The sequence below is a fragment of the Streptomyces sp. NPDC004752 genome (assembly GCF_053601275.1).
This window is the reverse complement of record NZ_JBSGBN010000140.1, coordinates 1-26,815: the sequence shown is the minus strand read 5'-3', so window position 1 is coordinate 26,815 and position 26,815 is coordinate 1. Positions and strand designations below refer to the sequence as shown.

Sequence of the window (26,815 nt, the reverse complement as noted above, 5' to 3'; positions counted from 1 at the left end):
GGCCGCGCCTCGGCTGCCCGCCCGTCCGACTGCGCCCGCGCCGCTCCGTCCAGCTGGGCCCGCACCCGCGCCGCTCCGTCCGGCTGGGTCGGGCGGCGTCTGCCCGACCGGGGCCGGGGATCTCGGTCCGGCCGCTGCGGCGGAACCGGAACCGGAACCGGGAATGGAACGGGAACCGGGAATGGAACCGGGCCGGGGTGTCGGCCTGCCCCGGCCGGGTGCGTGCCCGCCGGCCTCCCTGGGTGTGGCGGGCGGGAGTGGTTCGCGGTGCCCGCGCCAGGAGTCGACGGCGAACCACTCGGCGACCTGGGGCGCGGTCGGCCGTGCTTCGGGCTGCTTGGCGAGCATGCCGAGCAGGTAGTTCTCCAGCGCGGGCGGCATGTCGACGCCGAGCTGCCGGGGCGGGGTGGGCGCGGTGTCGAGGTGGTGGTGCAGGATGGCCAGCGCCGAGTCGGCCTGGAACGGCGGCCGTCCGATGAGGAGTTGGTAGAGCACACAGCCCAGGGAGTACACGTCCGACGGCGGTCCGGCGGTTTTGCCGAGGGCGCGTTCCGGGGCCAGGTACAGGCTGGTGCCGACGATCTGTCCGGTCGCGGTGAGCCCGGCCGCCGGGTCGTCCATGAAGCGGGCGATGCCGAAGTCGCCGATCTTGAGGCTGCCGTCGGCGGCGAGCAGGAGGTTCCCGGGCTTGATGTCCCGGTGCACGATGCCCTGTTGATGGGCGGCGGCGAGGCCGGCCGCCGCCTCGGCGGCGATGCGGGCCACCCGCTCCGGGGGCAGCGGCCCCGTCGTGGACAGCACACGCGCGAGGCTGTCGCCCTCGACCAGTTCCATCACCAGGAACAGCCGGTCCTCGTGCGCACCGAAGTCCAGGACCCCCACCACATGGGGGTGGTCGAGTCGGCCCGCGGTCTGCGCCTCCAGCCGGAAACGGGCGGTGGCGGTGGCGTCGGAACTCTGGGCCAGCAGGAACTTGATGGCCACGTCCGTGCCGAGCATCTCGTCCCGTGCCCGCCAGACCTCGCCCATCGCTCCCCGCCCGAGGGCGGTGTGCGGCCGATACCGGCCCGCTATCAGCACCTGTCCTTCATCCTCACGCCGTTGGCCAACTCCTGGTCGCCGCAGGCCAACACCCTGTGCGTGGGGCGGTGTTGGTGGGGGTGCCGCAGCGGCCTCAGCCTACTTGCCGGGGTCGGCGGTCCGGTCCCGGCTCCGCCGCGGCGGCCTCCGGCGGACCGCCTTGGGGGAGCGCCCCGGTGGACTGCACCGGAGGACCGCTTCGGCGGACTGCCCTGGGGGACCGCTTCGGGGCCGACCCGGCCGTACGGCTCGGGCGATCTATACGATGGCGTCTGGAATGGGTGACGGGGGCATCAACGGGTGAGGGCGAACCGATCATGACGGACCGCGGGCCTTCGTGAGCGACGGCGGGCAGGGGCGACCGCGGGTCCTGCCGCTGCGCGCGGCGGCGTTCGTGGGCCGTACGCTGCGCGGCGAGTGGCAGGGCATCGTCGTCGATCCGCTGCGGCAGCTTCGGCGGCGCGGGCCGTTCGCGCTCTCGCTGGCGTTCCTGGCCGCGGGCGGCGTCATCTTCTTCCACGATCTCGCGCAGCGGCCGACGGGCGCGCTGGTGGTGTGGCGGCTGGGCGGCGTCATGGCCGACCTGCCGCTGTGGCTGGCTCTGCTGCGTACGCCGGTGTCCCTGTACGTACCCGCCCTGGACCTGCCGGTGTGGGCGGGCATCACCCAGCTGTTCCTCGCGTTCGCGCTGGCCGAACTCGCGCTGGGCCGGGCCCGCACGCTGGCGGTGGCGTACGCGACGACGCTGGCCGGCACCCTGATGGTACGGGTGATGATCGCGCTCGGGCCGGGCTGGTGGGGGCTGGGGCTGCCGCCCGAGACCGGGCAGGTGCTCGACACCGGGCCGTCCGCCGCGGTGGTGGGCCTGTTCACCTATCTCTCCGTGGTCCGGCGCGCCCCGGTGGTGTTCACCCTGACCGGCGGGTCGATGGTGTGGGAGTCGATCGCCGTACCCAACCTGGCGGGCCGTGAGCACCTGATCGCGGTCACCGCCGCGATCGTCCTCGGCCTTCTGCACGGACACCGACCGCGATGGGCCCGCCTCCCCCTCCGGCGCCCGCCCGCCCGAACCGGAACGCTCACGGCGGATGGGTCGACGCCCGCGGGGGTTGGTCCCGGTGCGATGGGGGCGGAAGTGCCTGCCGGGGCGGGGAAGTTCACGGTGGACGCGGATGTGCGCGCCGGGGAAGGGTCCGTTGCGACGGAGGTGGATGCGCCTGTCGGCTTCGAGACCTTCACGGCGGATGCGCCCGCGTCTGCCGGGGCTGGTCCCGGTGCGTCGGTCGCGGCTGCTGACGCCGGGGTGGCTGCGTCGGTCGCGGCTGCTGGGGTCGGGGTTGTTGCGGTGGAGGCGGCTGCTGGGGTCGGGGTTGTTGCGGTGGAGGCGGCTGCTGGGGTCGGGGTTGTTGCGGTGGAGGCGGCTGCTGGGGTCGGGGTCGTTGCGGTGGAGGCGGCTGCTGACGCCGGGGTCGTTGCGGTGGAGGCGGCTGCTGACGCCGGGGTCGTTGCGGTGGAGGCGGCTGCTGGGGTCGGGGTCGTTGCGGTGGAGGCGGCTGCTGGGGCCGGGCCCGTTGCGGCGGATACGCCTGCTGACGCCGGGGCCCTCGCTGTGGAAGCGGGCGCGCGCGACGGGGGGAGGAACACCCCTGCGGATGCGCCCGCGTTCGATGGTCCCCGTGGTGAGCGCTCGCGTACCCCCGGTGCCTCCTCCACGCCCCCGTCGGCCCTCGACCCGAATCCACCCGCGTCTCCCGCGCCCCTGCCGGAACCCGATGCGCCCCCTGCGGTGTCCCCCACACGCCCACCGTCGTCCTCTGCAGCCCCAGCAGCCCCAGCAGCCCCGGCCGCGTCAGCGGAACCTCCCGGATCTCCCGACCTCATGAGCGACGGGCGGTGTGGCCCGATCCTGAATTGAGTTCTGCACTCTGGAGGTCGTTGCACAGGATCTGTCACGATGAGCCTGCTCGGCGTCAAGCGTGGAGGGGAGGGAGCGCCCGATGCCGGAGAAGGACGAGACTGCGCAGAGCCGCCGTCTGACGGCGCTGACCGTGCTGCCGTACGCGACGATGGCGGCGGTCGCCGTCGCCGATCTCGTCACCAGCCCGTCACTGGGTTTTCTGCCGCTGATCTCGGTGGGGCCCGCGTTCGCGCCGCTCGTGGGCGGCTGGCGGCGCACTGCCTGCATCGGCGTGATAGCCCTGCTCCTCTCCGCAGGGCTGGGCTGGTACAACGACCTGATCGACGCCCAGCGCGGCTACATGGCTCTCGCCTCCGTCCTCGGGGTCACGGTGGCCGGGCTGGTCGCCGTGTCCATGCGGCAGCAGCGGGAGGCGCAGCTGGACAGCCTCCGGTCGATCGCGGAGGCGGCCCAGCGGGTGCTGCTCAAGCCGGTGCCGCGGCTGGCCGGGCATCTGCGGGTGGCGGTCTCCTACATGTCCGCGGTCGCGGAGGCCCGTATCGGGGGCGATCTGTACGAGGTGGTTGCCTTCCCCGGCGGGGTGCGGGTGATCGTGGGCGACGTGCAGGGCAAGGGCTTGGAGGCGGTGGAGACCGCCGCCGTGGTCCTGGGCGCGTTCCGTGAGGCCGCGCCGGACGAGGCGGACCTGGTGCGCGTGGGACGGCGGCTGGAGCGGGCCGTCGACCGGCAGTTGGACGGTGAGAAGTTCGTCACCGCGATCCTGGCCGAGGTGAGCGACGAGCGGGTCACGTTCGTCAACTTCGGGCATCCCGCCCCCATGCTGATCCGCGCCGCGGGCACGGTGGACCTCCCCGAGCCGCCCGCGTACGCGCTGCCGCTGGGGCTGGGTGCGCACGGTGCGGAGCCGCCGGAGCCCTTCCACGCCGATTTTCTCCCGGGGGACCAGTTGCTGCTGTACACGGACGGGGTGACCGAGGCGCGGGATGCCGACGGGCACTTCTATCCGCTGCCGGACCGTTCCCACCTGCTCAAGGAGCAGGATGCGCAGGCCGCCCTGGAGACCCTGCGCCAGGATCTGCTGCAGCATGTCAGCGGCCCCCTCCAGGACGACGCCGCCATGCTGCTGTTGCGCTACCGGTGACACGGTCGGCGGCCGGCGGAAGCGGGCGCGGACCATCGGGTACGGCGGCCTGCGCTCGATAGGGCTGGACAGGGGCGGAGACGGTGCCGCACCACGCGGCGGTCGCTACGGTCTCCCGGGTCTCGCGGGTCTCCCGGGTCTCGCGGGTCTCCCGGGTCTCGCGGGTCTCCCGGGTCTCGCGGGTCTCCCGGGTCTCGCGGGTCTCCCAGACCTCCCGGACGACCTCGGTCTGGCGGTGGACGACCTGCCGCCCCAGGTCGATGCCCTCGACCCGGCCAGAGGTCGAAGAAGTTCTTCGCCGGGGCCGTCTGGCGGGCGCCGCCGGCCGACGACACCCAGCCGATCCCCGGCACCACGACGACCGCACAGCCGACGTTCCGTTGGGACGCCCGGGCGGCAGGGGAGGGGCCCGGCTTGAGGGCGGGTCAGTGCTCCGTGACGGGTCAGTGCTCCGTGACGGGGCGGGGGGTTCGGGCGGTGGCGCGGGCTTCCTGGAGGGCGGGCTCCGGCCGCTGGGCGGGCTCCGGGGACGCGGCGGTGTCCGAGAGGGCGGCCTCGTCGGCCGCCAGGACCGCGCTCTCCAGGAGCGCCCGTACCCGTGGCCCCGCGGCCCGGTAGTAGATGCGCGTGCCCTCGCGCCGGGAGACCACCAGACCGAGCACGCGCAGCTTCGCCAAGTGCTGGGAGGTGGCAGCGACTTGGGCTCCGATCAGCTCGGCGAGACGGCTGACCGGCAGTTCCCGCTCGCTCAGCGCCCACAGCAGCCGGTAGCGCGACGGGTCGGCGACCGCTTTGAGCACCGCCACCGACCGTTCGGCCTGCCCCTCGTCCCAAGCGGCTACTTGCGCTCTCATGCAAGTATGCTAACCGCTGCCGCGCATCGGCGGCGTTGGAGAGGTACCCGCACATCGGAGCCGATACGTGACCAGTGAGCAGCCGGGCGGCGACGGATCGTTCGAGGATCCCGTCGGCCTGCCGTTCGTTCCGGAGGGGGTGTGGGAGAAGTTCCTCCGGGACAGCGAGGGCGCCATCCATGTCTCCGGCGCCCCCAAGGAGCCGTCCGCCCGGGAGCGGATGACCTCCCAGGTGTCGGTGTCGGCGGCGGTCGGTGAACTCTGGCAGCGGGAGGAGCCGCGCACCGGCCCGGCCTGGCAGGAACTGGACGGACGGGCCAAGGCCCGCCGCCTGGGCCGCGTGCTCTGCGCGGTCGCGGTGACCGCCCTGATCCTGGTGGCGGTCCGCCCCGGCGCCGGGGGTGGCCCGTCGGGAGACCCGGGGACGACGGTGGAGCAGTCGGTCGACCTCCCGGCGGAACTGCCCTCGGCCACCAGCAGCCCCGCCTCGCCGTCCCCGGACGGAGAGGCCGGCCCCGATGGCGAGGAGGCCCCGGACGGCGAGGCGACCCCCGATGGCGGGGCGGTCCTGGACCTCCACACCGGACGAGGTACCTGAGCGGTCCCGGCCCGTGCAATCCCTGCCCGTGCCGTTCCCGACCCTGCCGTTCCGCCTCTGCCGTTCCCGTCCCCGCTGTCCCCACCCGTGCCGTCCCGGCCCTGCCGTCCCCGCCCATGGCGTCCCGGCCTCTGCTGTTCTGGCCCCGTCGGCCCCGTCGGCCCCGTCGGCCCCGTCGGCCCCGTCGGCCCCGTCGGCCCCGTCGGCCCCGCCGTTTCCGTTCCCACCGTGCCGTTCCGGCCCCTGTCATCCCCGCCCCCGTCGTCCGTCAGGTGGCGCGGAGGGCCTCGGCGGGGGCGTGGCGCAGGGTGCTCCGGGTGGGGAGTTCCACGGTGGCGAAGGCCGTCACCGCGACCGTGACCGCGGCGGCGGGCAGCAGCCACGGCGGGCCCGCCGGCCAGGGACGGCCGAGGAAACCCTGGCCCAGCAGGGCGAGCGGCACGGCCGACAGCAGCACACCGGCGGCGAGCGCCGCCGCGGCGATCACCGCGGCCTCACGGCGCATCATCGACCGGATCTGCCGGGGCGTCGTACCGACCAGACGCAGCGCGGCGATCTCGGTGCGTCGCTGGGCGGTGGCGGCGACGAGCTTGTTGGCGATGCTGAGCAGCAGATAGCCGAGCAGGACCACGATGGTCGCCAGGTTGATCCACACCTCCGGCGGGGTGTCGTCGCCGCCGTCCACCGAGCCGGTGCCGGTGTCGGTGCCGGTGAGCACGAGCCTCGGCCGGGACGCGGCGAACGCCGTGAGCGTACGGTCGGCCGCGCCCGTGCCGTCCGTGCGGACCAGGATGCTCTGCTGCGGCGCCGTCGTGGTGTGCCCGGCGGCCAGATCACGGGAGAGGACCACCGAGCCGAAGCCGAGCCCGCGGTCGTACACGGCGACCACCCGGGCGTCGACCGGCGTGCCGTCGCCGAGGATCAGCCGCACTCGCTCGCCCCGCACCGCGCCGCGGGAGCGGGCCGCGTCGGAACTGACGGCGACGGTGCGGCCGGTGAGCGCGGACAGGCCGCCCTCCCGCACGTCCAGATCCAGCACGCCGGCCGCGTCCGGGGCCAGGACCTGCGCCGAGGCGGATTCGGTCTCGGTGTCACCGAACAGCTCGTACTGCCACACCACCGTGGTCGCGCCGACCGGTGCCGCCGCTCGCACACCCGGCAGCCGTCGTACGGCGTCGAGCGTCCCGTCGGCCACCGTGCCCTGGCCCGGCGCGCTCAGCCGGTACTGGCCGAGGGTGCCGTCGCGGGTGTCGGCGGCGGTGGCGGCGAGCACCGTGGTCTGCGCCAGGGTGTACGTCAGCACGAACACGACCGCCATGGCGAGCGGGCTGACCACGCCGGCGATCCGCAGGGCGTAGGCGCGGATGTTGGCCAGCGCCAGCCAGGTCGGCGCGGCGGTATCGGGCCGCAGCCGCCGCGTCGCCGCCGATCCGGCACGGGCGACCAGCGCGGGCCCGGCCAGCGCCAGGCCGATCGCCGAGACCATGCCCGCGATGGAGGTGGCGGTGGCGCCGAGCACGGTCCGCGACAGCAGCGGCCCCGCCGACAGCACACCCGCGGCGACGATCAGCAGCAGACCGGTGCGGGTCCGCGCCCGCGAGGGCCGGCGCGGCTCGCTGCGCGACTCGGCGACGGCTTCGGTGGCCGCCATCCGCGAGGTCCGCCAGGCCGCGGTGCGGGCGGAGAGCCGGACCACCGCGAGCATCAGCAGCAGCGTGGCGAGGGCGGGCAGCGGGCTGACGCTGAGCGGGAGGTCGGGGGAGAGCACGCCCCGGTCCGCCAGCAGCTGCCGGAACTGCCCGGCCAGCAGATAGCCGAGGGCCACTCCGGGCACCAGGGCCACGGCCGCGACCACCGTCGACTGGGCGGCGGCCAGCCGGCGGATCTGCTTCGGGGTGGCGCCCACCGCCCGCATCAGCGCCAGGTCACGGCGCTGCCCGGCGATGCACACGCCCAGTGCGCCCGCCGTGACGAACCCGGTGACCAGCAGCACGATCCCGGAGAGCGAGCCGGCGAGCAGGATCAGCAGCGAGCGCGACGCGTCCGCGCCCGGTGACACGGCCACGCCCACATCCGCTCCGGTACGGACCTTCAGCCCGCTGCCCGCGATCCGCTCGCGTACCGCGTCGGCGACCCGGTCGCGCGCGCCCGGCTCGGTGGTCAGCCCGACCAGGTCCACGCTCCCCGTACGGCCCGACAGCCGTACGGCCGTGGCGTCGGCGACATAGACCCCGGCGCCCGGCGCGGTCACCACCGCCGAGACGCGGTAGGCGGTGGCGGGCCGCTCGCCCGCGAGGACCCGCACCCGATCGTCGACGCCGACCCCGGCCGCGGCGGCCAGTTCGGCGGAGACGGCGATCTCGGCGGAGCCGGTCGGCGCCCGGCCCTCGACCCGCGCGTGCGCCAGCAGCCGGGTCGAGGACCAGCCGTGCCCGGCGGGCCCGGGGTCCGCGGCCGATACGACCCCGCCGTGGGCGCCGACGAGCGAGACCGGGAAACCGACGTCCCCGACCAGTTTCGTGACGCCCGGCAGCCCGGCCAGCCGGTCCACCAGCCCGGCCGGGACCCTGGCCCGCTCGGGCAGGGCGATCGGCAGGTCCCCCGGTGGGTGGAACTCCTGGTCGGCGCCGACCACCAGGTCCGCGCCGGCGAGCCGACCCGGGGGCAGATGCGAGCGCAGACCGGTCTCGGCCAGCACGCCCGTGGCGGTGACCAGCGCCCCGCCGCCCAGCACGGCGCACGCCACGGCCAGCAGGGCGGCGATCCGGTGGGCGGCCATACGGACCGCGAGGTGCAGCATGGCTAGCGCTCTCCCAACGTGACGAGGCGGTCGGCCAGTTCGGGTGCGGTGGGGGCGTCCAGGGCGTCGACGACCCCGCCGTCGGCCATCACCAGCGCCCGGTGCGCGCGGGCCGCGGCGGCCGGGTCGTGGGTGACCATCACGACGGTCTGGCCCAGCTCGTCCACCAGGTCGCGCAGCAGGTCCAGCACCTGGTGGGCGCTGCGCAGATCCAGCGCCCCGGTCGGCTCGTCGGCGAAGACGACGGCCGGGCGGGCCGCGAGCGCCCGCACCACGGCGGCCCGCTGCTGCTGGCCGCCGGACAGCTCGGCCGGGCGGTGGCCGAGCCGGTCGGCCAGCCCGACCCGCTCGACCAGGATCCGCAACCAGTCCCGGTCGGGGTGTCGGCCGGCCAGCCGCAGCGGCAGCGTGATGTTGTCCTCGATGCTCAGCGAGGGGATCAGGTTGTACGCCTGGAAGACGAAGCCGACGCGGTCACGGCGCAGTTCGGTGCGGCGGGTCTCGTTCAGCCCGGCTATCTCATGGCCGTCGATGCGGACACTGCCCGTGGTCGGGGTGTCCAGCCCGGCGGCACAGTGCATGAGGGTGCTCTTGCCGGAGCCGGACGGCCCCATCACGGCGAGGAAGGTGCCGTGGCCGACGGTGAGCGAGACGTCGTCGAGGGCGCGGACGCCACCGTCGTACGTCTTGGTCACGTGCTCCAGCGCGATGGCGGGGGCGGCCTGCGTGGCGCGGGCGGCCGGACCGGTGGCGGTGGTCATCGCCGGCCCCGCAGCCGCAGCACGACGAGGCCGATGACACAGGCCACGGTGCCCAGACCGCAGGCCAGGCTCACGACGGTGGCCGCACCGGCCATCGAGGTCACCGTGTTGGCGGCGGCGCTCAGCACCAGCAGCAGCCACAGCACGGTGCGGCCGACCCGGGCCGACTCGGCGCGCGGGCCGCCCTCATGGGCGGGGGCCCGGGTGAGGCGGTAGGGGTCGTTGTCCGGCATTCGGGGCTCCTCCGGGGGGACTTGCTCGTCGGCTTCCGTCACTCCAGGACGCTACGGAGCGGAGCCCTCTGGGCCGATCCCGTGAGCCGCCCGGTCGGAGGTACAGCAGGCTGTACTTTCCGCCCACGAACAAGCCGCCCGTCCCGCCGCCGTCGTAGGGTCGGCGGCGAGCGGGGAGGCAGGGATGAGAACGGACCGCACCACCACACCGGAAGCCGAGCCGGGCGGCGACGACGCGGCCCCGGGGAACACCACCGGGACCGGGCCCAAAGAACCCAAGGAACCGAAAGAACCGAAAGAACCGAAAGAACCGAAGGAATCCAAGGAATCCAAGGAATCCAAAGAAGTCGTCGTACGGACCGTCCTGGCCGCGTTCTCCGCGCTCAAACAGCTCGTCGGGGGCCTCGGCACGGCGGTGCTCGCGCTGGGTGTGCTGCTGTGGCTCGTGCTCAGCGCGGTCACCGCGCCGGTCGGCGTGGGACTGCTCCTCGCCATCGGTGCGCTGCGCGCGCTGCACCGCCTGGCCCGCCGGGAACGCGCACGGCTTGGCCGCTGGGGTCCCGAGGTAGTGGCCCCCGACGCGCCCCCGGGCGGGCTGCGCGCCGCCCTCTCCGATCCCACCACGCACCGCGAACTGCGCTGGCTCGCCCGGCACGCCACCCTCGGTCTGCTGCTGGGCCTGCTCGCGCTCCTGCTGCCCATCGCCACCGTGCGGGACGCCGCCTTCCCGCTGTGGTGGCGGTTCGTTCCGAGCGACGCGACGAGTACCTCGCTGGGATTCGGGGTCGCGCACTCCTGGACGGCGGCGGCCTCCGTGTCCCTCCTCGCCCTGGCCTGGGTCGCCGTCATCCTGGGCCTGACGCCCGGCATGGCCCGGCTGCAGGCCCGGCCCGGCCGGAGCCTGCTCGCCGTCGGCCCGGACACCGACCTCTCCCTGCGCGTCGCCGAACTGACCGCGACCCGCGCCGCCGCGCTCGACGCCCACGCCACCGAACTGCGCCGCATCGAGCGCTCATTGCACGACGGCACCCAGAACCGGATCGTCACCGTGACCGTGCTGCTCGGGGCCGCCCGCCGCATGGTCGCCCGCGACCCGTCCGGCGCCGAGGAACTGCTGGAGCGCGCGCAGTCCGCCGCCGAGCAGGCACTGGCGGAGCTGCGCACCGTCTCCCGGAGCATCCTGCCGCCCGTGCTCGCCGACCGCGGGCTCGCCGGTGCCCTGTCCGGCCTCGCCGCGAACTGCGCCGTGCCCTGCCATATCGACGTCGAGGCGCCGCAGCGCTGCGCCGCGTCCGTGGAGGCCACCGCCTACTTCGTCGTGGCCGAGGCGTTGACCAATATCGCCAAGCACAGCGGAGCCGTGTCGGCGGCCGTGACGGTGCGCGGCCGCGGCGGACGGCTGTTCCTGCGGATCGAGGACGACGGCCGGGGCGGCGCGGACGAGGACGAGGGTTCCGGACTCAGCGGCATCCGGCGCCGCGTCGCCGCGCACGACGGTACGCTCACCGTGGCCAGCCCGCCGGGCGGGCCCACCGTCCTCGAAATGGACCTGCCCGCCGGATCCTGACCGTCGGCCCACGCCTGTCGATCACGAGGTGCGGACCGTGCCAACGGACCGTCGCGACCTGGGCAGTGACGCCCGAGGTGTGGGCGGTGCGTCGTGGGCCGAGCCGACCGGCCGGCGACCTGTGGATCGTGACAGACGGATCGTGACATGCGGATCGTGATAGCCGAGGATGACCCGCTGCTGCGCGAGGGCCTCGCCCTGCTGCTGCGCGCGGAGTCCCTCGACGTGGTGGCCACCGCGGACACCCCCGACGGCGTGCTGGACGCCATCGACCAGCACAAGCCCGACGTCGCCATCCTCGACGTACGGATGCCGCCCACGCACACCGACGAGGGCATTCGCGCGGCCGTCGAGGCCCGCCACAGACGGCCCGACCTGGCCGTCCTCGTGCTGTCCGCCTACGTCGAGCAGTCCTTCGCCACCGAACTGCTCACCGGTGGGGTGGGCGGCCTCGGCTATCTGCTGAAGGAGCGGGTCGGACGGGTCGAGGAGTTCCTGGAGGCGCTCCGACGGGTGGCCGGAGGCGGCACCGCCATCGACCCCGAGGTGGTCGCCCAGCTCTTCACCCGCTCCCGTCAGGACACCCGGCTGGAGCGGCTCAGCCCCCGGGAGCGGGAGGTGCTGGCCCTGATGGCCGAGGGGCTGGGCAACGGCGCCATCGCCGAGCGGCTCTTCGTCACCGAGGGCGCGGTCCACAAGCACATCCGCAGCATCTTCGCGAAGCTGGATCTCGCCCCCACCGACCGGGTCGACCGGCGAGTGGCCGCCGTACTGCACTATCTGGAGGACACCCGCCGACGGGCCTGAGCGCCCCCCTCGGATGTTTCACGTGAAACACGGGCGTGGGGCGGGAGGCCCGGACGCTCCCGCCCCACGGGGGTGAAGGGCTGCCCGTCTCCTGTCCTACGGGGGTTCGACGGATGCCCGTCTCCCGCCCCACGGAGGTCCGACGGACGCCGGACGTCAGCGCTGGTCGTCGTCCCTGGCGGCCCGATCCTCGGCCTCCTTGGCCTGTACCTCGGGGTCGAGGGCCGAGGCGTCGGGGCTGCCGTCCACCGAACCCAGCCGGTTCGGCTCGGGGGCATCGGTCGCGGCGGGTGGCTCGACCAACCAGTCGGGGTTGGTCTGCTTGTCCCACCACTTCCAGGCGGCGAAGGCGCCACCGGCCAGCACGCCGACCACGGCCAGCACCTTCGCCACCCGGCCGGCCTTCGCCCGCCGCTCATGCTTGCGGACCAGCTTCTGGATCTCCTTGGGAGTGACCTGGCCGCGCAGCGCGGCCAGCGCGGCGGCACTCCGAGCGGCGGCCTCGTCACGGACCGGTCCCGCCGCCGCGACGGCCTGCTCGATCCTCGGCCGCGAGTATGCGGCGGCCTGCCGGGCCGCCCTACGGGTACGGACGGCCGCGTCGTGCGCCGCCTGGTCCACCTTCGGTGGCACGTGGGAGCGCGCATGTTCCAGGCGCGGAGCAAGCCGGGCGTCATAGTGGACGCGGGCCTGTTCGGTGGCCTGCGACACCATGGGCGCGAGCCGTACGCGTGCCTCTTGTGCGTAGTACGCGGCACGCTCCTTGGCCGTGTCGGCGTAGGGCGCCACCACTTCCGCGGCGTGCAGCACGCTGTCCTTCGCCGAGCCGGTCGCGGCGCGCACGCTGTCGATGCGGGTCACGGGATCCTCCTCCTCGGTGGCGTACGGTATTTCGACTTTCCACCCTTTTCAGGATCATGCCTGCCCGCGCGCCGCGCGGCATGCGGGGCGGGCATACGGGTGCCGTTCCACTCGATCAAGAGCAAGAGCGGGCGAATCGCGGATTCTGGTCAACAGGGGCCTGACGTCGACAATGCCATGGATCGCCGCCCCGCGCTTCCGGCCCGAGGGGACCCGACCGGTTTTTCGCAAGCGATTCGTGCAGATGCAGACCCGCCCGCAGCCGTCGGGCGACGCAGGGGGCACGCCGTGCGAGGATCGGAGGAGTCACACGCAGACAACGGAAGGCAGATCGTGGCCGAGCAGCTTTACGCCACCCTGAAGACCAACCACGGCGACATCGAGGTCCGGCTCTTTCCGAACCACACGCCCAAGACGGTCAAGAACTTCGTCGAACTCGCTCAGGGCGAGCGGGCGTGGAAGCACCCGGAGACCGGCGTGACGAGCCAGGACAAGCTCTACGACGGCACGATCTTCCACCGGGTCATCGGCGGCTTCATGATCCAGGGCGGCGACCCGCTGGGCACCGGCATCGGCGGCCCCGGCTACGAGTTCGAGGACGAGTTCCACCCGGATCTGTCCTTCAACAAGCCGTACCTGCTCGCCATGGCCAACGCCGGCCCGAACACCAACGGCTCGCAGTTCTTCATCACGGTCGGCCCGACCACCTGGCTGAACCGCAAGCACACCATCTTCGGCGAGGTCACCGACACGGCCAGCCAGAAGGTCGTGGACGCCATCGCCGGTGTGCCGACGAGCCGGCCGAACGACCGGCCGGTCAACGACGTCGTTCTTGAGTCGGTCGTCATCGAGAAGCGCGAGGGCTGAGCCGCCCCGCCCGGCAGTGCCGCGGTTCCTCCCGCAGGGAACCAAACGCCCCGCTCGTCCGTAAGGATGGGCGGGGCGGTGTATTGCCCAGGACCGACCGAGGGGACCCCATGGACCAGGCCACAGGCCGCGCGCAGGACGCCCAGAGCCTGCCCGTGTGCTACCGGCACCCGGACCGCGAGACCGGCATCCGCTGCACCCGCTGTGAGCGCCCGATCTGCCCGGAGTGCATGGTCAGCGCGTCTGTGGGCTTCCAGTGTCCCGACTGCGTCCGCGGCGGCTCCGGCACCGGACACCCCCCGGCCGCGGCCCAGCCCCGTACCCTCGCGGGCGGCACCATCACGGCCGATCCCCGGCTGCTCACCAAGGTGCTGATCGGCCTCAACCTGGCCTGCTTCCTGGTCCAGCAGGCCGTCGGCGACCGCTTCACCAACCGGTTCGAGTTGATCGGTCATGCGTACATCCCGCTCCTCGGCTCGGCCGAGGGCATCGCGGAAGGCCAGTACTACCGCCTGCTGACCGCGATGTTCCTGCACGGCAGCTTCATCCACATCCTGTTCAACATGCTCAGCCTGTGGTGGATCGGCGGCCCCCTGGAGGCGGCCCTCGGCCGGGCCCGTTATCTGGCGCTCTACTTCGTCTCCGGGCTGGCCGGCAGCGCGCTCAGCTATCTCCTCGCCGCGCCCAACCAGCCCTCGCTGGGTGCCTCCGGAGCGATCTTCGGGCTGTTCGGCGCCACGGCCGTGCTGCTGCGCCGGCTCAACTACGACATGCGCCCGGTCCTCGCGCTGCTGGTGGTCAACCTGATCATCACCTTCAACCCGGGCTTCAACATCGCCTGGCAGGCGCACATCGGCGGGCTGGTCGCCGGCGTCATCACCGGTTACGCCATGGTCCACGCCCCACGGGAGAAGCGGGCCCTGATCCAGTACGGCACCTGCGCCCTGGTGCTGGTGGTGGTTGTGGTCATGACCGTGATCAGAACGAACCAGCTGATCTGACCGGGACCCTTCCCTCCAGTCCCTCCAGCCGATACCGAACCGTTGTCCACAGTGTGTGCCGGATCTTGTGCACAGTGTGGGGGAACAGCTGTGCCCCTTGTCGCTCAGGCGTGTTTTCCCAGGTCGGGCAGGGGACGAACAGGTTTGCGGTGGCCGGTAGGCCAGTCACACCGGCGTCAACACTCGATGAGTTATCCACAGATCGTCGTCTTTTCCCCAGGGGGATGTGGAAACGACCCCAGGTCTGTGGATAACTCAGCGGATAGTCCTGGGTAGAGCTGTGTTCACCGGAAAGCGGCTGCTACTTCCACTGGGTGGAGACGCCGAACCCGGCCGCGATGAAGCCGAAACCGACCACGATGTTCCAGTTGTCCAGGGAGTCGACGGGCAGTGAGCCGTCGGTCACGTAGAAGACCACGATCCAGGCCAGACCGATGAGGAACATGGCCAGCATCACGGGCGCTACCCAGCCGCGGCTGTTCAGCTTGATAGCGGTCGCCTGCTTCGCGGGCGGCGGCGTGTAGTCGGCCTTCTTGCGGATACGTGACTTCGGCACGAGGGTCTCTCCTGTCGATGCGCTGCGTGGCCGCGCAGGTAACTGGATCGGGCTCCGGGCAGCGTACAAGGGGACACTGAGCGCTCCCCCGGGCGTCCGTTAGCGTAGTGCTTCCGCGGCGCCGAAGGAGATAAGGGTACGTTGAGCAATTCTGCCGACTCCCCCGGGACGGGATCAACGGGTTCCCCGGCGGTCCGCACGCCTCGCTTCCGCACGCCTCGCTTCCGGCCGGTGCGGATCCTCACGGTGGGCGTCTTCGCCCTCGCCGGGCTCATCTTCTTCACCAGCTTCGACACGGCCAAGGGCACCGACATCCGCACAGATGCCTCCTTGCTGAAGCTGTCGGACCTCATTCAGGAACGCAGCCACAAGAACAAGGAGCTGGACGAGTCCAACGCGGGCGCGCGCGACGAGATCGAGGCGCTGGCCGAGCGCGACGACGGCAGCAGCAAGGCGCAGGACGAGAAGCTGTCCGGGCTGGAGGCGAGCACGGGCACCGAGAAGCTCACCGGCAAGGCGGTCACGGTGACGCTCAACGACGCCCCGCCCAACGCCACCGCCAAGCTCCCCGGCTACCCCGAGCCGCAGCCCGACTACCTGGTCATCCACCAGCAGGACCTGCAAGCCGTGGTGAACGCCCTGTGGCAGGGCGGGGCCAAGGGCATCAAGGTCATGGACCAGCGGCTGATCTCCACCAGCGCGGTGCGCTGCGTGGGCAACACGCTGATCCTCCAGGGCCGCGTCTACTCGCCGCCGTACACGATCACCGCGGTCGGCGACCCGGAGCGGCTGCAGAAGACGCTCGCCGACTCGTCGGCCATCCAGAACTACATGGTGTACGTGAACGTCTACGGCCTCGGCTGGAAGGTCACCGACGACGGCACGGTGACTCTGCCGGGTTACTCGGGCACGGTGGATCTGCACTACGCGAAACCCGTCGACTGACAGCTGTCGACCATTGGCTGACGGACGGAACCACTTGGTTCGCGTATCGGATCGACAAAGGGTCCTGCAAAACCGTTCCGACGGACGTTGAGGTGATCGACCCTGTGCCGCGTATGTCCGGGTGCACGCGTCCGGGCCGCTGTCCGACGCTGACCACGTGCGAACCGGAACGGGGGCACAGTCAGCGGCTGATCGTCCGGGTGCACCTCGATTCCACACAGCCTGTGGAGGCAGGCAAACCGAAGGCACCGCGCCGTTAGTCTGGTGCCGTACGGCGTGAGTCAGGTGCCGTGGCGCTACGGAAGGGACCGCATGTACGGCTGGATCTGGCGGCATCTGCCGGGCAACGCGTGGGTGAGGGCACTGATCTCACTCGTGCTGGTCCTGGCCGTGGTCTACATCCTGTTCCAGTACGTCTTTCCGTGGGCCGAACCGCTGCTGCCCTTCAACGATGTGACGGTGGACAACCAGTGAGTGCGCGGATTCTCGTCGTCGACAACTACGACAGCTTCGTCTTCAATCTCGTCCAGTACCTGTACCAGCTGGGCGCCGAGTGCGAGGTGCTGCGCAACGACGAGGTGTCGACGGCCCACGCCCAGGACAGGTTCGACGGCGTCCTGCTGTCACCGGGGCCCGGCACCCCCGAAGAGGCCGGGGTCTGCGTCGAGATGGTGCGCCACTGCGCCGCCACCGGGGTCCCGGTCTTCGGCGTCTGCCTCGGCATGCAGTCGATGCAGGTGGCGTACGGCGGTGTCGTGGACCGCGCCCCCGAACTGCTGCACGGCAAGACCTCGCCGGTCGAGCACGAGGGCAAGGGCGTCTTCGCCGGGCTGCCCTCCCCCTTCACGGCGACCCGCTATCACTCGCTGGCCGCCGAGCCGGCCACCGTCCCGCCGGAGCTGGAGGTCACGGCCCGCACGCACGACGGCATCATCATGGGCCTGCGCCACCGGGAACTGCCCGTCGAGGGCGTGCAGTTCCACCCCGAGTCGGTGCTGACCGAGCACGGCCACCGGATGCTGGCCAACTGGCTGGTGGAGTGCGGGGACCAGGGTGCGGTGGCGAGGTCGGCGGGGCTCGCCCCGGTGGTGGGCAGGGCCACGGCGTGACCGCGCTGCGCCCGGAGCGCGAGAGCGGCGCCTCGTACGAGGATGAGTCGTACGGGGCTGCCGGTGCGCTCGGGGACAGACCCGGCCAGGGGGCGTACGAGGCGCCGTACCTGCCCCCGATCGACGAGGAGACGGTCGCCCTGCGGATCCCGGATCCGCCGCCGGCCGCCGACGGATCCACGACCGCCGCTGGATCGCCCTCTCGCGCCTCTCGCGCCGCTTCCGGCTCCTCCGTCACCAGACCCGCATCGGGCGGCCGTGCGGCCCGCAGAAAGGCCGCCAAACGGCGTGGCGGGCGTCATGGCGCCGGCGGTGCAGGCGGCGGTGGAGGTGGCAGGGCGAGTGAGCCCCTGGCCGACGAGAGCGAGCCCGGGGCGCCGCTGTCCCGGGTCGAGGCCCGGCGGCGGGCGCGGCTGCGCAAGCCCGGCCCGGCCGTCGTCGCGAGCCGGGCGATAGGCGAGGTGTTCATCACCACCGGCGTGCTGATGCTGCTGTTCGTCACCTACCAGCTGTGGTGGACGAACGTGCGGGCGCATGCGGAGGCCGGCAAGGAGGCCGACGACCTGCAACAGGACTGGGCGAGCGGCAGGCGCGCGCCGGGCGAGTTCGAGCCGGGGCAGGGCTTCGCCCTTCTGCACATCCCCGAGCTGGACGTGGTGGTGCCGATCGCCGAGGGCGTCAGCAACAAGAAGGTCCTCGACAAGGGCATGGTCGGGCACTACGGCCAGAAGCCGCTGAAGACCGCCATGCCGTCGGACAAGACGGGCAACTTCGGGCTCGCGGGCCACCGCAACACGCACGGGGAACCGTTCAGGTACATCAACAAGCTCAAGTCCGGCGACCCGGTCGTGGTCGAGACGCAGGAGGAGTACTTCGTGTACAAGGTGGCGTCGATGCTGCCGGTGACGTCGCCGTCGAACACGGGCGTGCTGGACGCGATCCCGAAGGACTCGGGTATCACCGCACCGGGTCGCTACATCACGCTGACCACCTGCACACCGGAGTTCACCAGCAAGTACCGGTTGATCGTCTGGGGCAAGATGGTCGAGGAACGGCCGCGCAGCAAGGGCAAGCCGGATGCACTCGTCCAGTAAGGGCAGATGAACAGTGTCAGCGACCGCAGACGACATCGAAGAGCAGTCCGTGCCCAGCCCGGCGCCGGGACCGGAGCGCCGCAGGGCGAGCCCGATCGCCACCGCGATCAGCGTCTTCGGTGAACTCCTCATCACGGCGGGCCTGGTGCTCGGCCTGTTCGTCGGCTACTCGCTGTGGTGGACGAACGTCATCGCCGACCGTGCCGCCAACAGACAGTCCGACAAGGTCCGCGACCACTGGGCCGAGGACACCGGGCCCGGCGCGCTGGACATCAAGGACGGCATCGGCTTCCTGCATGTGCCCGCGATGCAGAACGGCGAGGTGCTGGTCGAGAAGGGCACCTCGGCGCAGGTCCTGAACGACGGGGTGGCCGGCTACTACTCCGATCCCGTCAAGGCCACGCTCCCCATGTCCGGCAAGGAGGGCAACTTCACCCTCGCCGCCCACCGCGACGGCCACGGCGCCAAGTTCCACAACATCGACAGGGTGAAGAAGGGCGACCCGATCGTCTTCGAGACGAAGGACGAGTGGTACGTCTACAAGACCTACGCCGTCCTTGCGGAGACCTCGAAATACAACGTCGAGGTCCTCGACAAGGTCCCCAGGGAATCCGGCAGGAAGAAGCCGGGCCACTACATCACCCTGACGACCTGCACCCCGGTCTACACGAGCCGCTACCGCTATGTGGTCTGGGGCGAACTGGTCCGCGTGGACAAGGTCGACAACAAACGAACCCCACCGAAGGAACTGCGCTGAGGTCGAGCCGGGCCGAATGAGTTGAACCGGGCCGAACCGGTCCGAGAAGTAAGGGCTCCTGCCGGAAGTGTTCCCGGCAGGAGCCCTTACTCGTGTGCTTTCTTCGTGCGGCACTCGTGTGCTTTCTTCGTGCGGCTCGGGCAGATCAGCGTTGGCCGCCGAAGAGTCCGCCGCCTCCGTTGTTGCCTCCGTTGTTGCCGCCGGCGCCCGCGGTGGTCAGCGTGATCTGCGTGCTGCCGGGGGCGTCGACCTGTTCGCCCGCGTTGGGGCTCTGACCGGTGACGATCGCGTTGTCGCCCTGATCGCTGTTCGGCGCGAACTGGATGTTGGTGAAGCCGGCCGCGTTCAGCGTCTGCTTGGCCTGTGCCACCGTGTTGAGGCGGACGTCCGGCACCGGCGTCTTCTGTTGCTGCTGGAGCTTGCCGACGGTGATCGTCACCTGCGAGTTCTTGTCCATCTGCTGGCCGGCCTGCGGGCTGGTCGAGATGACCTTGCCGTCCTGGGTGGCGTCCGTCGTGGGTGTCTCGACGCAGTTGCCGACCAGGTTGCTGGCCGTCATCTGGGCCTTGGCCTCGTCGCAGGTCCTGCCGACGACGTCGGGCACGGTCGACTTCGCCACTGCCTTGGCGACCTCAAGGGTCACCGTGGATGCCTTCTCCAGTTCCGTACCGGGGTCGGGGTTCTGGCTGAGCACCGTTCCCTCGGTTTGCTGGGACTCCGTTTCTGTTGTCTTGACCTTGAAGCCCTTGTCTTCGAGCTGCTGCGTGGCCGTATCGATGTCCTTGTTGATGACGTTGGGCACCGCGACCTTCGGCGCGCCCGTGGAGACGACCAGGCTGACCGAGGTGCCCTTGTCGATCCTCGTGTCGGGGTCCGGGTCCTGGGAGCAGACCTTGCCCTTGGGCTGGTCCTCGCAGGTCTTCTTGGACGTGGTCACGGTCAGACCGACGTTCTCCGCCATGCTCTGCGCGCGCTGCTGGGTCTCTCCGACGAAGTTCGGCGTGTCGACCTTGCCGTCGTCCGCGTTCTTCCCGCTCATCGCCCACTTCCCGATCAGGATCGCGCCGATCAGGACCAGGATGCCCGCGACCACGAGGAGGACGGTCGAGGTGTTGTTCTTCTTCTGCTGGCGGCGCCGGTCGGGACGGTCGTCGTAGCCGTAGCCGCCGTCGTCCGGGTTCATCGGCGGCAGCATCGTCGTGGCGCCGGCCCCGGCGTCCGGGCGCAGTGCCGTCGTCGGCTGGTCGTCCGGGTAGCCGCCGTAGCCGACCGCGCCCATCGCCGCCGTCGCCGCGACCGGCTGGCCGTCGAGGCATGCCTCGATGTCGGCGCGCATCTCGTCGGCGGACTGGTAGCGGTAGTTGGGGTCCTTGACCAGCGCCTTCAGTACGATCGCGTCCATCTCGGGCGTGATCTCGGGGTCGAAGACGCTCGGCGGCTGCGGTTCCTCCCGGACGTGCTGGTAGGCCACGGCCACCGGGGAGTCCCCGACGAAGGGCGGCCGCACCGTCAACAGCTCGTACAGCAGGCACCCGGTCGAGTACAGGTCCGAGCGGGCGTCCACCTGCTCGCCCTTCGCCTGCTCCGGCGACAGGTACTGGGCGGTGCCGATGACGGCCGCTGTCTGCGTCATCGTCATGCCGGAGTCGCCCATGGCGCGGGCGATGCCGAAGTCCATGACCTTGACCTGACCGTTGCGGGTCAGCATCACGTTGGCGGGCTTGATGTCGCGGTGGACGATGCCGGCCCGGTGCGAGTACTCCAGTGCCTGGAGGATGCCGATGGTCATCTCCAGCGTCCGCTCCGGCAGCAGCTTGCGACCGCTGTGCAGCAGTTCACGGAGCGTGGAGCCGTCGACGTACTCCATGACGATGTACGGGATCGAGACCCCGTCGATGTAGTCCTCGCCCGTGTCGTAGACCGCGACGATCGCGGGATGGTTGAGCGAGGCGGCCGACTGGGCCTCCCGGCGGAACCGGGCCTGGAAGGACGGATCACGCGCGAGGTCCGCGCGCAGCGTCTTCACAGCGACGGTGCGGCCGAGGCGGGTGTCATGGGCGAGGTAGACCTCCGCCATGCCACCACGGCCGAGCACCTGGCCCAGCTCGTACCGGCCGCCGAGGCGACGCGGCTCTTCCATAGCTACTTACCAGCCCTCTCCGTCGGTCCCGGCCGGCACGGTATGTGCGGCCGGAGGCTGCCGTCCGGGCCTACCGTACCCGGCTCGTAAGGTGTGACCTGGCCAAGCCCGTGACCCGATACAGGACCGGTATCGCAACGTGCACCGATGTGAAGGGGACGTGAGCGGAGTCACTGCTTGGCGTTGATGACCGCCTCCATCACGTTCTTCGCGATCGGCGCGGCGAGTCCGCCGCCGGAGATGTCGTCGCGGTTGGCGTTCTCGTCCTCGATGACCACGGCGACCGCGACCGGCGCGCTGCCGTCGCTGAGCTTGGCATACGAGATGAACCAGGCATAGGGGTTCTCGCTGTTCCCCAGGCCGTGCTGGGCGGTACCGGTCTTGCCGCCCACGGTGACCCCGCCGCCGATCTGCGCGTTCTGGCCGGTGCCGTCCTTGACGACCGTCTCCATCATCGACTGCAGGATCTGCGCGTTCTTGGAGGACAGCGGCTGGCTCAGCTCCTCCGGGTCGGTCTGGGCGATGGTGTCCAGGTTCGAGGACTGGAGCTTGTCGACCATGTACGGCTTCATCAGCTTGCCGTCGTTGGCGACCGCCGAGGCGACCATGGCCATCTGGAGCGGGGTGGCCGCCGTGTTGAACTGGCCGATCGAGGACTGCGCGGTCTGCGACTGGTCCATGTTCTCGGAGAACACGGAGGCGCTGGAGCGGACCGGGGTGAACTGCTCGGCGTCAAAGCCGAACTTCTTCGCCTCCGCCAGCATCTTGTCGTTGCCGAGATCGGCGCCGATCTTGCCGAAGACGGTGTTGCAGGACACCCGCAGCGCCTCGCGCATGGTGGCGTTCTTGCAGGGGAGGTTGCCCTCGTTGCGCAGCGGCGTGGTCGTACCCGGCATGATCCACGGCAGCGGCGAGTTGGTCTTGTCGTCGGCCGAGTTGTACAGCCCGTTCTCCAGCGCCGCCGCCGCGGTGACCACCTTGAAGGTGGAGCCCGGCGGGTAGGTCTCGCGCAGCGCCCGGTTCAGCATCGGGTCGGCGGCGTTGTTCTTCTTCTGCAGCCCGGTCCACGCCTTGGAGTCGGAGCCCGTGGAGTTCCCGGCGAACGACGACGGGTCGTACGACGGGTAGGACGCCAGCGCCAGGATCTTGCCGGTGGACGGTTCCAGGGCGACCACCGCGCCCTTGCCGCCCTGGGCCTTCAGACCGTTGTACGCGGCCTTCTGCGCGGCCCCGTTGAGCGTGGTGACGACGTTGCCGCCCTGCTTCGGCTTCCCCGTGACCATGTCGAGGGTGTTGCGGAAGAAGAGCCGGTCGTCGTTGCCGGTGAGGATGCCGTCCTCGATGGACTCCAGCTGGTTGGCCCCGAATGCCTGCGAGGCGAACCCGGTGACCGGCGACCACATCGGGCCGTCCTTGTAGGTGCGCTTGTACTTCAGGTCGTTCAGACCGCTGGTGCTGGTCTCGGTGGACCCGGTGATGGGGTTGCCGTCGACGATGATGTCGCCGCGCGGGGTGGAGTAGCGGGCGATGGTGACGCGGCGGTTCAGCTTGTCGTTCTTCAGGCTGTCGGCCTGGACGTACTGGAGCCAGTTGTCCCGGATGAGCAGCGTGAGGACCAGGAGTCCGCAGAAGATCGCGATCCGGCGCAGGGGCTTGTTCACGGGCGGACCACCTGGGTCATCTCGGCGTCGGGGTTGCTTGCGGGGGCGGGGGCCGGGCGGCGCGCGGTGTCGCTGATCCGGATCAGGATGCCGATGAGGGCCCAGTTGGCGATGACGGAGGAACCGCCGTACGCCAGGAACGGCATCGTCATACCGGTCAGCGGGATCAGGCCCATGACGCCGCCCGCGACGACGAACACCTGGAGGGCGAAGGCACCGGAGAGGCCGATGGCGAGCAGCTTGCCGAAGGGGTCGCGGGCGGCGAGGGAGGTGCGTACGCCGCGCTCCACGATCAGGCCGTACAGCAGCAGGATCGCCATCAGGCCGGCCAGGCCCAGTTCCTCGCCGAAGGTGGCGAGGATGAAGTCGGAGTTGGCGGCGAACTTGATGAGGTCCGAGTGGCCCTGGCCGAGGCCGCTGCCGAGGGTGCCGCCGGAGCCGAAGGCCCACAGCGCCTGCATGGACTGCTCGGAGTGGCCGACCACGCCCTGCTGGCTGAGCTTGTACTCCCCCAGCGGGTTGAGCCAGGCCTGGACGCGCTGCTGGACGTGCGGTTCGAAGCTCGCCACGCCGACGGCGCCGGCCGCGGACATCAGCAGACCGAAGACGATCCAGCTGGTCCGCTCGGTGGCGACGTACAGCATGATGACGAACATTCCGAAGAACAGCAGCGAGGTGCCGAGGTCGGTCTCGAAGACCAGGATGAGGATCGAGATCCCCCAGACGACCAGGATGGGTCCGAGGTCGCGGCCGCGCGGCAGATACAGGCCCATGAAGCGCCGGCTCGCGAGGGCCAGGGCGTCGCGCTTCACCATCAGATAGCCGGCGAAGAAGACGGCGAGGACGATCTTCGCGAATTCACCTGGCTGGAGGGAGCCGAGGCCGGGGACCCTGATCCAGATCTTGGCGCCGTAGATATTGGCCCCGAGGCCGGGCACCAGCGGCAGCAGGAGCAGGATCAGCGCGCAGAACATGGAGATGTAGGTGTAGCGCTGCAGGACGCGATGGTCCTTGAGGAAGATCAGCACGACGATGCACAGGGCGATGCCCATCGCGGTGTACAGCAGCTGGCGGGGCGCCGCCGTCACATAGTTGGGCAGCGACTGGAGCAGCTTCGACTGGTCGAGCCGCCAGATGACGACGAGCCCGAGGCCGTTGAGCAGCGTGGCCAGCGGCAGCAGCAGCGGGTCGGCGTACGGGGCGAACTTCCGTACGGCCAGGTGGCCGACGCCCGCGAGCAGGCCGAGGCCGCAGCCGTAGCTGAGCAGGCCCGGCGGCACCCGGCCGTTGATGGCCAGGCCCACGTTGGCGTAGGCGAACACCGGGATGACGACGGCGAACACCAGCAGCGCGAGCTCGGTGTTGCGTCGGCTCGGCGCGCCGATGGAGCCGATCGTGGACGTCTGGTGCGTCGACGTGTGGGAAGTACTGCTCATCGTGTGACGGGGCCTCTCACGGCTTGCCTACTGCTTACCGCACAGCGAGACGACCTTCTGCTCATCCTCCGAGAGGGTGGGGCCGGGGCTGGGGGTCGCGGACGAGGTCGTGGACGGGGGCTTCGAGGGAGACGACGACGTCCCCGAGGAAGCCGACGGGTCGGGGGTCGGCGAGACCTTGGACGTGAAGGAGGCGTGGGTGGTTCCCGTGGTGCCCCCGGCCTCGCCCTGGCCCGTCTTGGCATTGCTCTCGCTGTCGGCGGCCTGCCGCCGCGCCTCCTTCTCGCAGGCGGATGCCTGCACGGCCAGTTCCTGGACCTTCGACCGGGCGTCGTTCAGGCCGCCCTCGGCGATCGTGGCCTTGACCTGTTTCTGCTGGTAGGGCGGCAGGTACTTGAGTTCGATCTCGGGGTGGTCCTGTTCCACCGTGGACAGTGACACCCAGGCCAGGTCCTGGCTGATGCCCTGGTACAGCGCGACGTGCTCGCCCTTGACGCCCACGTAGTACTGGGTCTGCGTCCAGCGGTAACCGCCGTACAGGCCGCCGCCGATGACGGCCAGGGCGAGACCGCCGTACAGGGAACGCTTGAGCCAGCTGCGGTTCTTGCGCGGCTTGACGAAGTCGTCGTCGCCGTAGTCGCCGAAGCCGTCGGCCGGGGTGTAGCCGGTGGTGTCGCCGCTGCCGGGCGGGCCGAACTCGCCGCCGCCCTGGCCGGGCACCTGGCGGCCGAGGTGCGAGGCACGCCCGGCCGGGGTCTGCATGATCCCGTTGTCGTGCAGGTGGTGCTGGTTCTCGGCGACCGCGCCGACCACCACGGGGGTGTCGGACAGCTGGCCGGCCAGGGTGTCGCCGGTGTCCAGGTCGAGGACGTCGGCGACGATGACGGTGATGTTGTCGGGGCCGCCGCCGCGCAGCGCGAGCTGGATCAGCTCCTGCACGGTCTCCTGCGGGCCCTGGTAGCTGGCGAGGGTCTCCTCCATCGTCTGGTGGGAGACGACGCCGGACAGGCCGTCGGAGCAGATCAGATAGCGGTCGCCGGCCCGGACCTCACGGATGGACAGGTCGGGTTCGACGTGGTCGCCGCTGCCCAGCGCGCGCATGAGCAGCGAGCGCTGGGGGTGGGTGGTCGCCTCCTCCTCGGTGATCCGGCCCTCGTCGACGAGCCGCTGCACCCAGGTGTGGTCCTGGGTGATCTGGGTGAGGACGCCGTCGCGCAGCAGATAGGCGCGGGAGTCGCCGACGTGTACGAGGCCGAGGCGCTGGCCGGTCCACAGCAGGGCGGTGAGCGTGGTGCCCATGCCCTCCAGCTGCGGGTCCTCCTCGACCAGGGCGCGCAGCTGGTCGTTGGCGCGCTGCACGGCGACGCCGAGGGAGGTGAGGATGTCGGAGCCGGGCACGTCGTCGTCGAGCGTGACCAGTGTGGAGATCACCTCGGAGGAGGCGACTTCGCCGGCCGCCTGGCCGCCCATGCCGTCGGCGATGGCGAGCAGCCGGGGACCGGCGTAACCGGAGTCCTCGTTGCCCTCCCGGATCATGCCCTTGTGCGATCCGGCGGCGAAGCGCAGTGACAGACTCATGCGCACCTCGCCTGTCGGCTGTTCCGGGTACAGCCGGTCGTGTCGAGCCACACTGCCCACCCTCCGGTCGGGAGCGCACCGGGGGCCGCCCTGCGGTCCGCCGTCACGTGCTCGCTCCGCTCGCGCTCACTCATGATGTAGCACTACTTCCGCAGCTCGATGACGGTCTTGCCGATGCGGATCGGCCCGCCCAGCGGGATCGGTGTGGGGGTCGTCAGCCGGGACCGGTCCAGGTAGGTGCCATTGGTGGATCCGAGGTCCTCGACGATCCACTGGCCGTCGCGGTCGGGGTAGATCCTGGCATGGCGGCTGGAGGCGTAGTCGTCGTCCAGCACGATCGTGGAGTCGTGCGCGCGACCCAGGGTGATCGTCTGGCCCTGCAGCGCGACGGTGGTGCCGGTCAGCGTGCCCTCGGTCACGACCAACTTGGTGGGGGCGTTGCGCCGCTGCCGGCCGCCGCCCTGCTGGCCGCGCTGCTGCGGGGGCGCGGCCTGCTGCCGGGCGGCCTGCTGCGGGCGCCCGGCGTCCCTACGCGATCCGCGCTGGGTGACGCGCGTACCGAACAGGTCGCTGCGGATGACCTGCACGGCCACGATCACGAACAGCCACAGTACGGCCAGGAAACCCAGCCGCATGACCGTGAGGGTCAGCTCTGACATTGCCCCCGCTTCACCCTTCGGCTTGCCGGTAAATGATGGTGGTGCTGCCCACGACGATCCGCGAGCCGTCGCGGAGCGTAGCGCGGGTGGTGTGCTGCCCGTCCACCACGATGCCGTTGGTGGAGCCGAGATCCTGGATCGTCGAGGGCGTTCCGGTCCGGATCTCACAGTGCCGGCGGGAGACGCCGGGGTCGTCGATCCGCACGTCGGCTTCGGTGCTGCGGCCCAGCACCAGCGTCGGGCGGGAGATCTGATGGCGGGTGCCGTTGATCTCGATCCAGTAGCGGGTGCGTCCGCCGCTCGTCGGGGCGGCCGGGGGCCGCTGCCCGGCGGGCTGGGGGTAGCCGTAGCCGCCCGGCCGGGAGATCGGAAGAGCGTCCTGAATGGAAAGA

25 protein-coding genes and 1 pseudogene are annotated in these 26,815 nt (G+C 71.2%); 13 read left to right on the top strand and 13 right to left on the bottom strand.

Going from position 1 to position 26,815, the window contains the following annotated elements; all coding sequences use genetic code 11:
* Nucleotides 1-1,080 (bottom strand): serine/threonine-protein kinase (locus tag ACWEKM_RS38470; RefSeq protein ID WP_451625932.1); only part of this gene is annotated, 1,080 nt, incomplete at its 3' end.
* A gap of 337 nt (nucleotides 1,081-1,417) precedes the next feature.
* Between ACWEKM_RS38470 and ACWEKM_RS38465 the strand changes: the two genes are divergently transcribed.
* A complete protein-coding gene (locus tag ACWEKM_RS38465) occupies nucleotides 1,418-2,995 on the top strand; it encodes a hypothetical protein (RefSeq protein WP_451625931.1) in 1,578 nt (525 codons plus the stop codon).
* Between the two features lie 82 nt (nucleotides 2,996-3,077).
* Nucleotides 3,078-4,139 (top strand): PP2C family protein-serine/threonine phosphatase, encoded by a 1,062-nt coding sequence (locus ACWEKM_RS38460; protein WP_451625930.1) that lies wholly within the window; start codon nucleotides 3,078-3,080, stop codon nucleotides 4,137-4,139.
* A gap of 443 nt (nucleotides 4,140-4,582) precedes the next feature.
* Here ACWEKM_RS38460 and ACWEKM_RS38455 read toward each other — a convergent pair whose 3' ends face one another.
* Nucleotides 4,583-4,993 carry an ArsR/SmtB family transcription factor gene (locus tag ACWEKM_RS38455; RefSeq protein WP_451625929.1) on the bottom strand — a complete coding sequence of 137 codons (411 nt, stop codon included), beginning with the start codon at nucleotides 4,991-4,993 and terminating at the stop codon, nucleotides 4,583-4,585.
* Between the two features lie 67 nt (nucleotides 4,994-5,060).
* On the opposite strand from ACWEKM_RS38455, the gene ACWEKM_RS38450 reads away from it, so the two are divergent.
* Nucleotides 5,061-5,591 carry a hypothetical protein gene (locus ACWEKM_RS38450; protein WP_451625928.1) on the top strand — a complete coding sequence of 177 codons (531 nt, stop codon included), beginning with the start codon at nucleotides 5,061-5,063 and terminating at the stop codon, nucleotides 5,589-5,591.
* 268 nt (nucleotides 5,592-5,859) lie between these two features.
* On the opposite strand, the gene ACWEKM_RS38445 is transcribed toward ACWEKM_RS38450, so the two are convergent.
* From ACWEKM_RS38445 to ACWEKM_RS38435, 3 genes are read right to left on the bottom strand one after another with little or no spacing between them, the layout of a single operon-like run.
* Nucleotides 5,860-8,391, bottom strand: coding sequence for an FtsX-like permease family protein (locus ACWEKM_RS38445; protein ID WP_451625927.1), 2,532 nt, complete (start codon nucleotides 8,389-8,391; stop codon nucleotides 5,860-5,862).
* A gap of 2 nt (nucleotides 8,392-8,393) precedes the next feature.
* Nucleotides 8,394-9,152, bottom strand: a complete 759-nt coding sequence (locus ACWEKM_RS38440) for an ABC transporter ATP-binding protein (protein ID WP_451625926.1) — start codon at nucleotides 9,150-9,152, stop codon at nucleotides 8,394-8,396.
* A complete protein-coding gene (locus ACWEKM_RS38435; protein WP_451625925.1) occupies nucleotides 9,149-9,385 on the bottom strand; it encodes a hypothetical protein in 237 nt (78 codons plus the stop codon). The genes ACWEKM_RS38440 and ACWEKM_RS38435 overlap by 4 nt, the downstream gene beginning before the upstream one ends.
* A gap of 184 nt (nucleotides 9,386-9,569) precedes the next feature.
* On the opposite strand from ACWEKM_RS38435, the gene ACWEKM_RS38430 reads away from it, so the two are divergent.
* Both ACWEKM_RS38430 and ACWEKM_RS38425 read left to right on the top strand, forming a co-directional pair.
* Nucleotides 9,570-10,952, top strand: a complete 1,383-nt coding sequence (locus ACWEKM_RS38430; protein WP_451625924.1) for a sensor histidine kinase — start codon at nucleotides 9,570-9,572, stop codon at nucleotides 10,950-10,952.
* Nucleotides 10,953-11,099: 147 nt separating this feature from the next.
* A complete protein-coding gene (locus tag ACWEKM_RS38425; protein ID WP_451625923.1) occupies nucleotides 11,100-11,759 on the top strand; it encodes a response regulator transcription factor in 660 nt (219 codons plus the stop codon).
* Between the two features lie 156 nt (nucleotides 11,760-11,915).
* Here ACWEKM_RS38425 and ACWEKM_RS38420 read toward each other — a convergent pair whose 3' ends face one another.
* Nucleotides 11,916-12,620 carry a DUF5324 family protein gene (locus ACWEKM_RS38420; protein ID WP_451625922.1) on the bottom strand — a complete coding sequence of 235 codons (705 nt, stop codon included), beginning with the start codon at nucleotides 12,618-12,620 and terminating at the stop codon, nucleotides 11,916-11,918.
* Between the two features lie 333 nt (nucleotides 12,621-12,953).
* Between ACWEKM_RS38420 and ACWEKM_RS38415 the strand changes: the two genes are divergently transcribed.
* Both ACWEKM_RS38415 and ACWEKM_RS38410 read left to right on the top strand, forming a co-directional pair.
* Entirely contained in the window at nucleotides 12,954-13,487 is a 534-nt protein-coding gene (locus ACWEKM_RS38415; protein ID WP_451625921.1) for a peptidylprolyl isomerase, read from the top strand.
* 110 nt (nucleotides 13,488-13,597) lie between these two features.
* Nucleotides 13,598-14,488, top strand: coding sequence for a rhomboid family intramembrane serine protease (locus tag ACWEKM_RS38410; RefSeq protein WP_451625920.1), 891 nt, complete (start codon nucleotides 13,598-13,600; stop codon nucleotides 14,486-14,488).
* A gap of 301 nt (nucleotides 14,489-14,789) precedes the next feature.
* Here ACWEKM_RS38410 and crgA read toward each other — a convergent pair whose 3' ends face one another.
* The gene (gene crgA / locus ACWEKM_RS38405) at nucleotides 14,790-15,044 is read right to left on the bottom strand and encodes a cell division protein CrgA (RefSeq protein WP_121889393.1); all 255 of its coding nucleotides are present in this window, start codon (nucleotides 15,042-15,044) and stop codon (nucleotides 14,790-14,792) included.
* Between the two features lie 141 nt (nucleotides 15,045-15,185).
* On the opposite strand from crgA, the gene ACWEKM_RS38400 reads away from it, so the two are divergent.
* From ACWEKM_RS38400 to ACWEKM_RS38375, 6 genes and pseudogenes are all read left to right on the top strand, one after another.
* On the top strand, nucleotides 15,186-15,989 hold the full coding sequence (locus ACWEKM_RS38400; RefSeq protein ID WP_451625919.1) for a DUF881 domain-containing protein: 804 nt from the start codon (nucleotides 15,186-15,188) through the stop codon (nucleotides 15,987-15,989).
* 14 nt (nucleotides 15,990-16,003) lie between these two features.
* Nucleotides 16,004-16,249: pseudogene (locus tag ACWEKM_RS38395) on the top strand (class E sortase); the annotation flags it as partial.
* Nucleotides 16,250-16,265: 16 nt separating this feature from the next.
* Nucleotides 16,266-16,463 carry a hypothetical protein gene (locus tag ACWEKM_RS38390; protein WP_451625918.1) on the top strand — a complete coding sequence of 66 codons (198 nt, stop codon included), beginning with the start codon at nucleotides 16,266-16,268 and terminating at the stop codon, nucleotides 16,461-16,463.
* Nucleotides 16,460-17,098 carry an aminodeoxychorismate/anthranilate synthase component II gene (locus ACWEKM_RS38385; RefSeq protein WP_451625917.1) on the top strand — a complete coding sequence of 213 codons (639 nt, stop codon included), beginning with the start codon at nucleotides 16,460-16,462 and terminating at the stop codon, nucleotides 17,096-17,098. The genes ACWEKM_RS38390 and ACWEKM_RS38385 overlap by 4 nt, the downstream gene beginning before the upstream one ends.
* The gene (locus ACWEKM_RS38380; protein ID WP_451625916.1) at nucleotides 17,095-18,192 is read left to right on the top strand and encodes a class E sortase; all 1,098 of its coding nucleotides are present in this window, start codon (nucleotides 17,095-17,097) and stop codon (nucleotides 18,190-18,192) included. The genes ACWEKM_RS38385 and ACWEKM_RS38380 overlap by 4 nt, the downstream gene beginning before the upstream one ends.
* A gap of 13 nt (nucleotides 18,193-18,205) precedes the next feature.
* Nucleotides 18,206-18,949 carry a class E sortase gene (locus tag ACWEKM_RS38375; RefSeq protein WP_451625915.1) on the top strand — a complete coding sequence of 248 codons (744 nt, stop codon included), beginning with the start codon at nucleotides 18,206-18,208 and terminating at the stop codon, nucleotides 18,947-18,949.
* A gap of 145 nt (nucleotides 18,950-19,094) precedes the next feature.
* Here ACWEKM_RS38375 and pknB read toward each other — a convergent pair whose 3' ends face one another.
* From pknB to ACWEKM_RS38345, 6 genes are all read right to left on the bottom strand, one after another.
* Entirely contained in the window at nucleotides 19,095-21,089 is a 1,995-nt protein-coding gene (pknB, locus tag ACWEKM_RS38370) for a Stk1 family PASTA domain-containing Ser/Thr kinase (RefSeq protein ID WP_451625914.1), read from the bottom strand.
* A gap of 170 nt (nucleotides 21,090-21,259) precedes the next feature.
* Nucleotides 21,260-22,750, bottom strand: a complete 1,491-nt coding sequence (locus ACWEKM_RS38365) for a peptidoglycan D,D-transpeptidase FtsI family protein (protein WP_451625913.1) — start codon at nucleotides 22,748-22,750, stop codon at nucleotides 21,260-21,262.
* Nucleotides 22,747-24,186 carry an FtsW/RodA/SpoVE family cell cycle protein gene (locus tag ACWEKM_RS38360; RefSeq protein WP_451625912.1) on the bottom strand — a complete coding sequence of 480 codons (1,440 nt, stop codon included), beginning with the start codon at nucleotides 24,184-24,186 and terminating at the stop codon, nucleotides 22,747-22,749. Before ACWEKM_RS38360 ends, ACWEKM_RS38365 begins: the two co-directional genes overlap by 4 nt.
* A 27-nt stretch (nucleotides 24,187-24,213) precedes the next feature.
* Nucleotides 24,214-25,764, bottom strand: a complete 1,551-nt coding sequence (locus tag ACWEKM_RS38355; protein ID WP_451625933.1) for a Stp1/IreP family PP2C-type Ser/Thr phosphatase — start codon at nucleotides 25,762-25,764, stop codon at nucleotides 24,214-24,216.
* Nucleotides 25,765-25,907: 143 nt separating this feature from the next.
* A complete protein-coding gene (locus ACWEKM_RS38350; RefSeq protein ID WP_451625911.1) occupies nucleotides 25,908-26,423 on the bottom strand; it encodes an FHA domain-containing protein FhaB/FipA in 516 nt (171 codons plus the stop codon).
* Between the two features lie 10 nt (nucleotides 26,424-26,433).
* Nucleotides 26,434-26,815: FHA domain-containing protein (locus ACWEKM_RS38345; RefSeq protein ID WP_451625910.1), on the bottom strand; the 382-nt coding region annotated here is incomplete at its 5' end.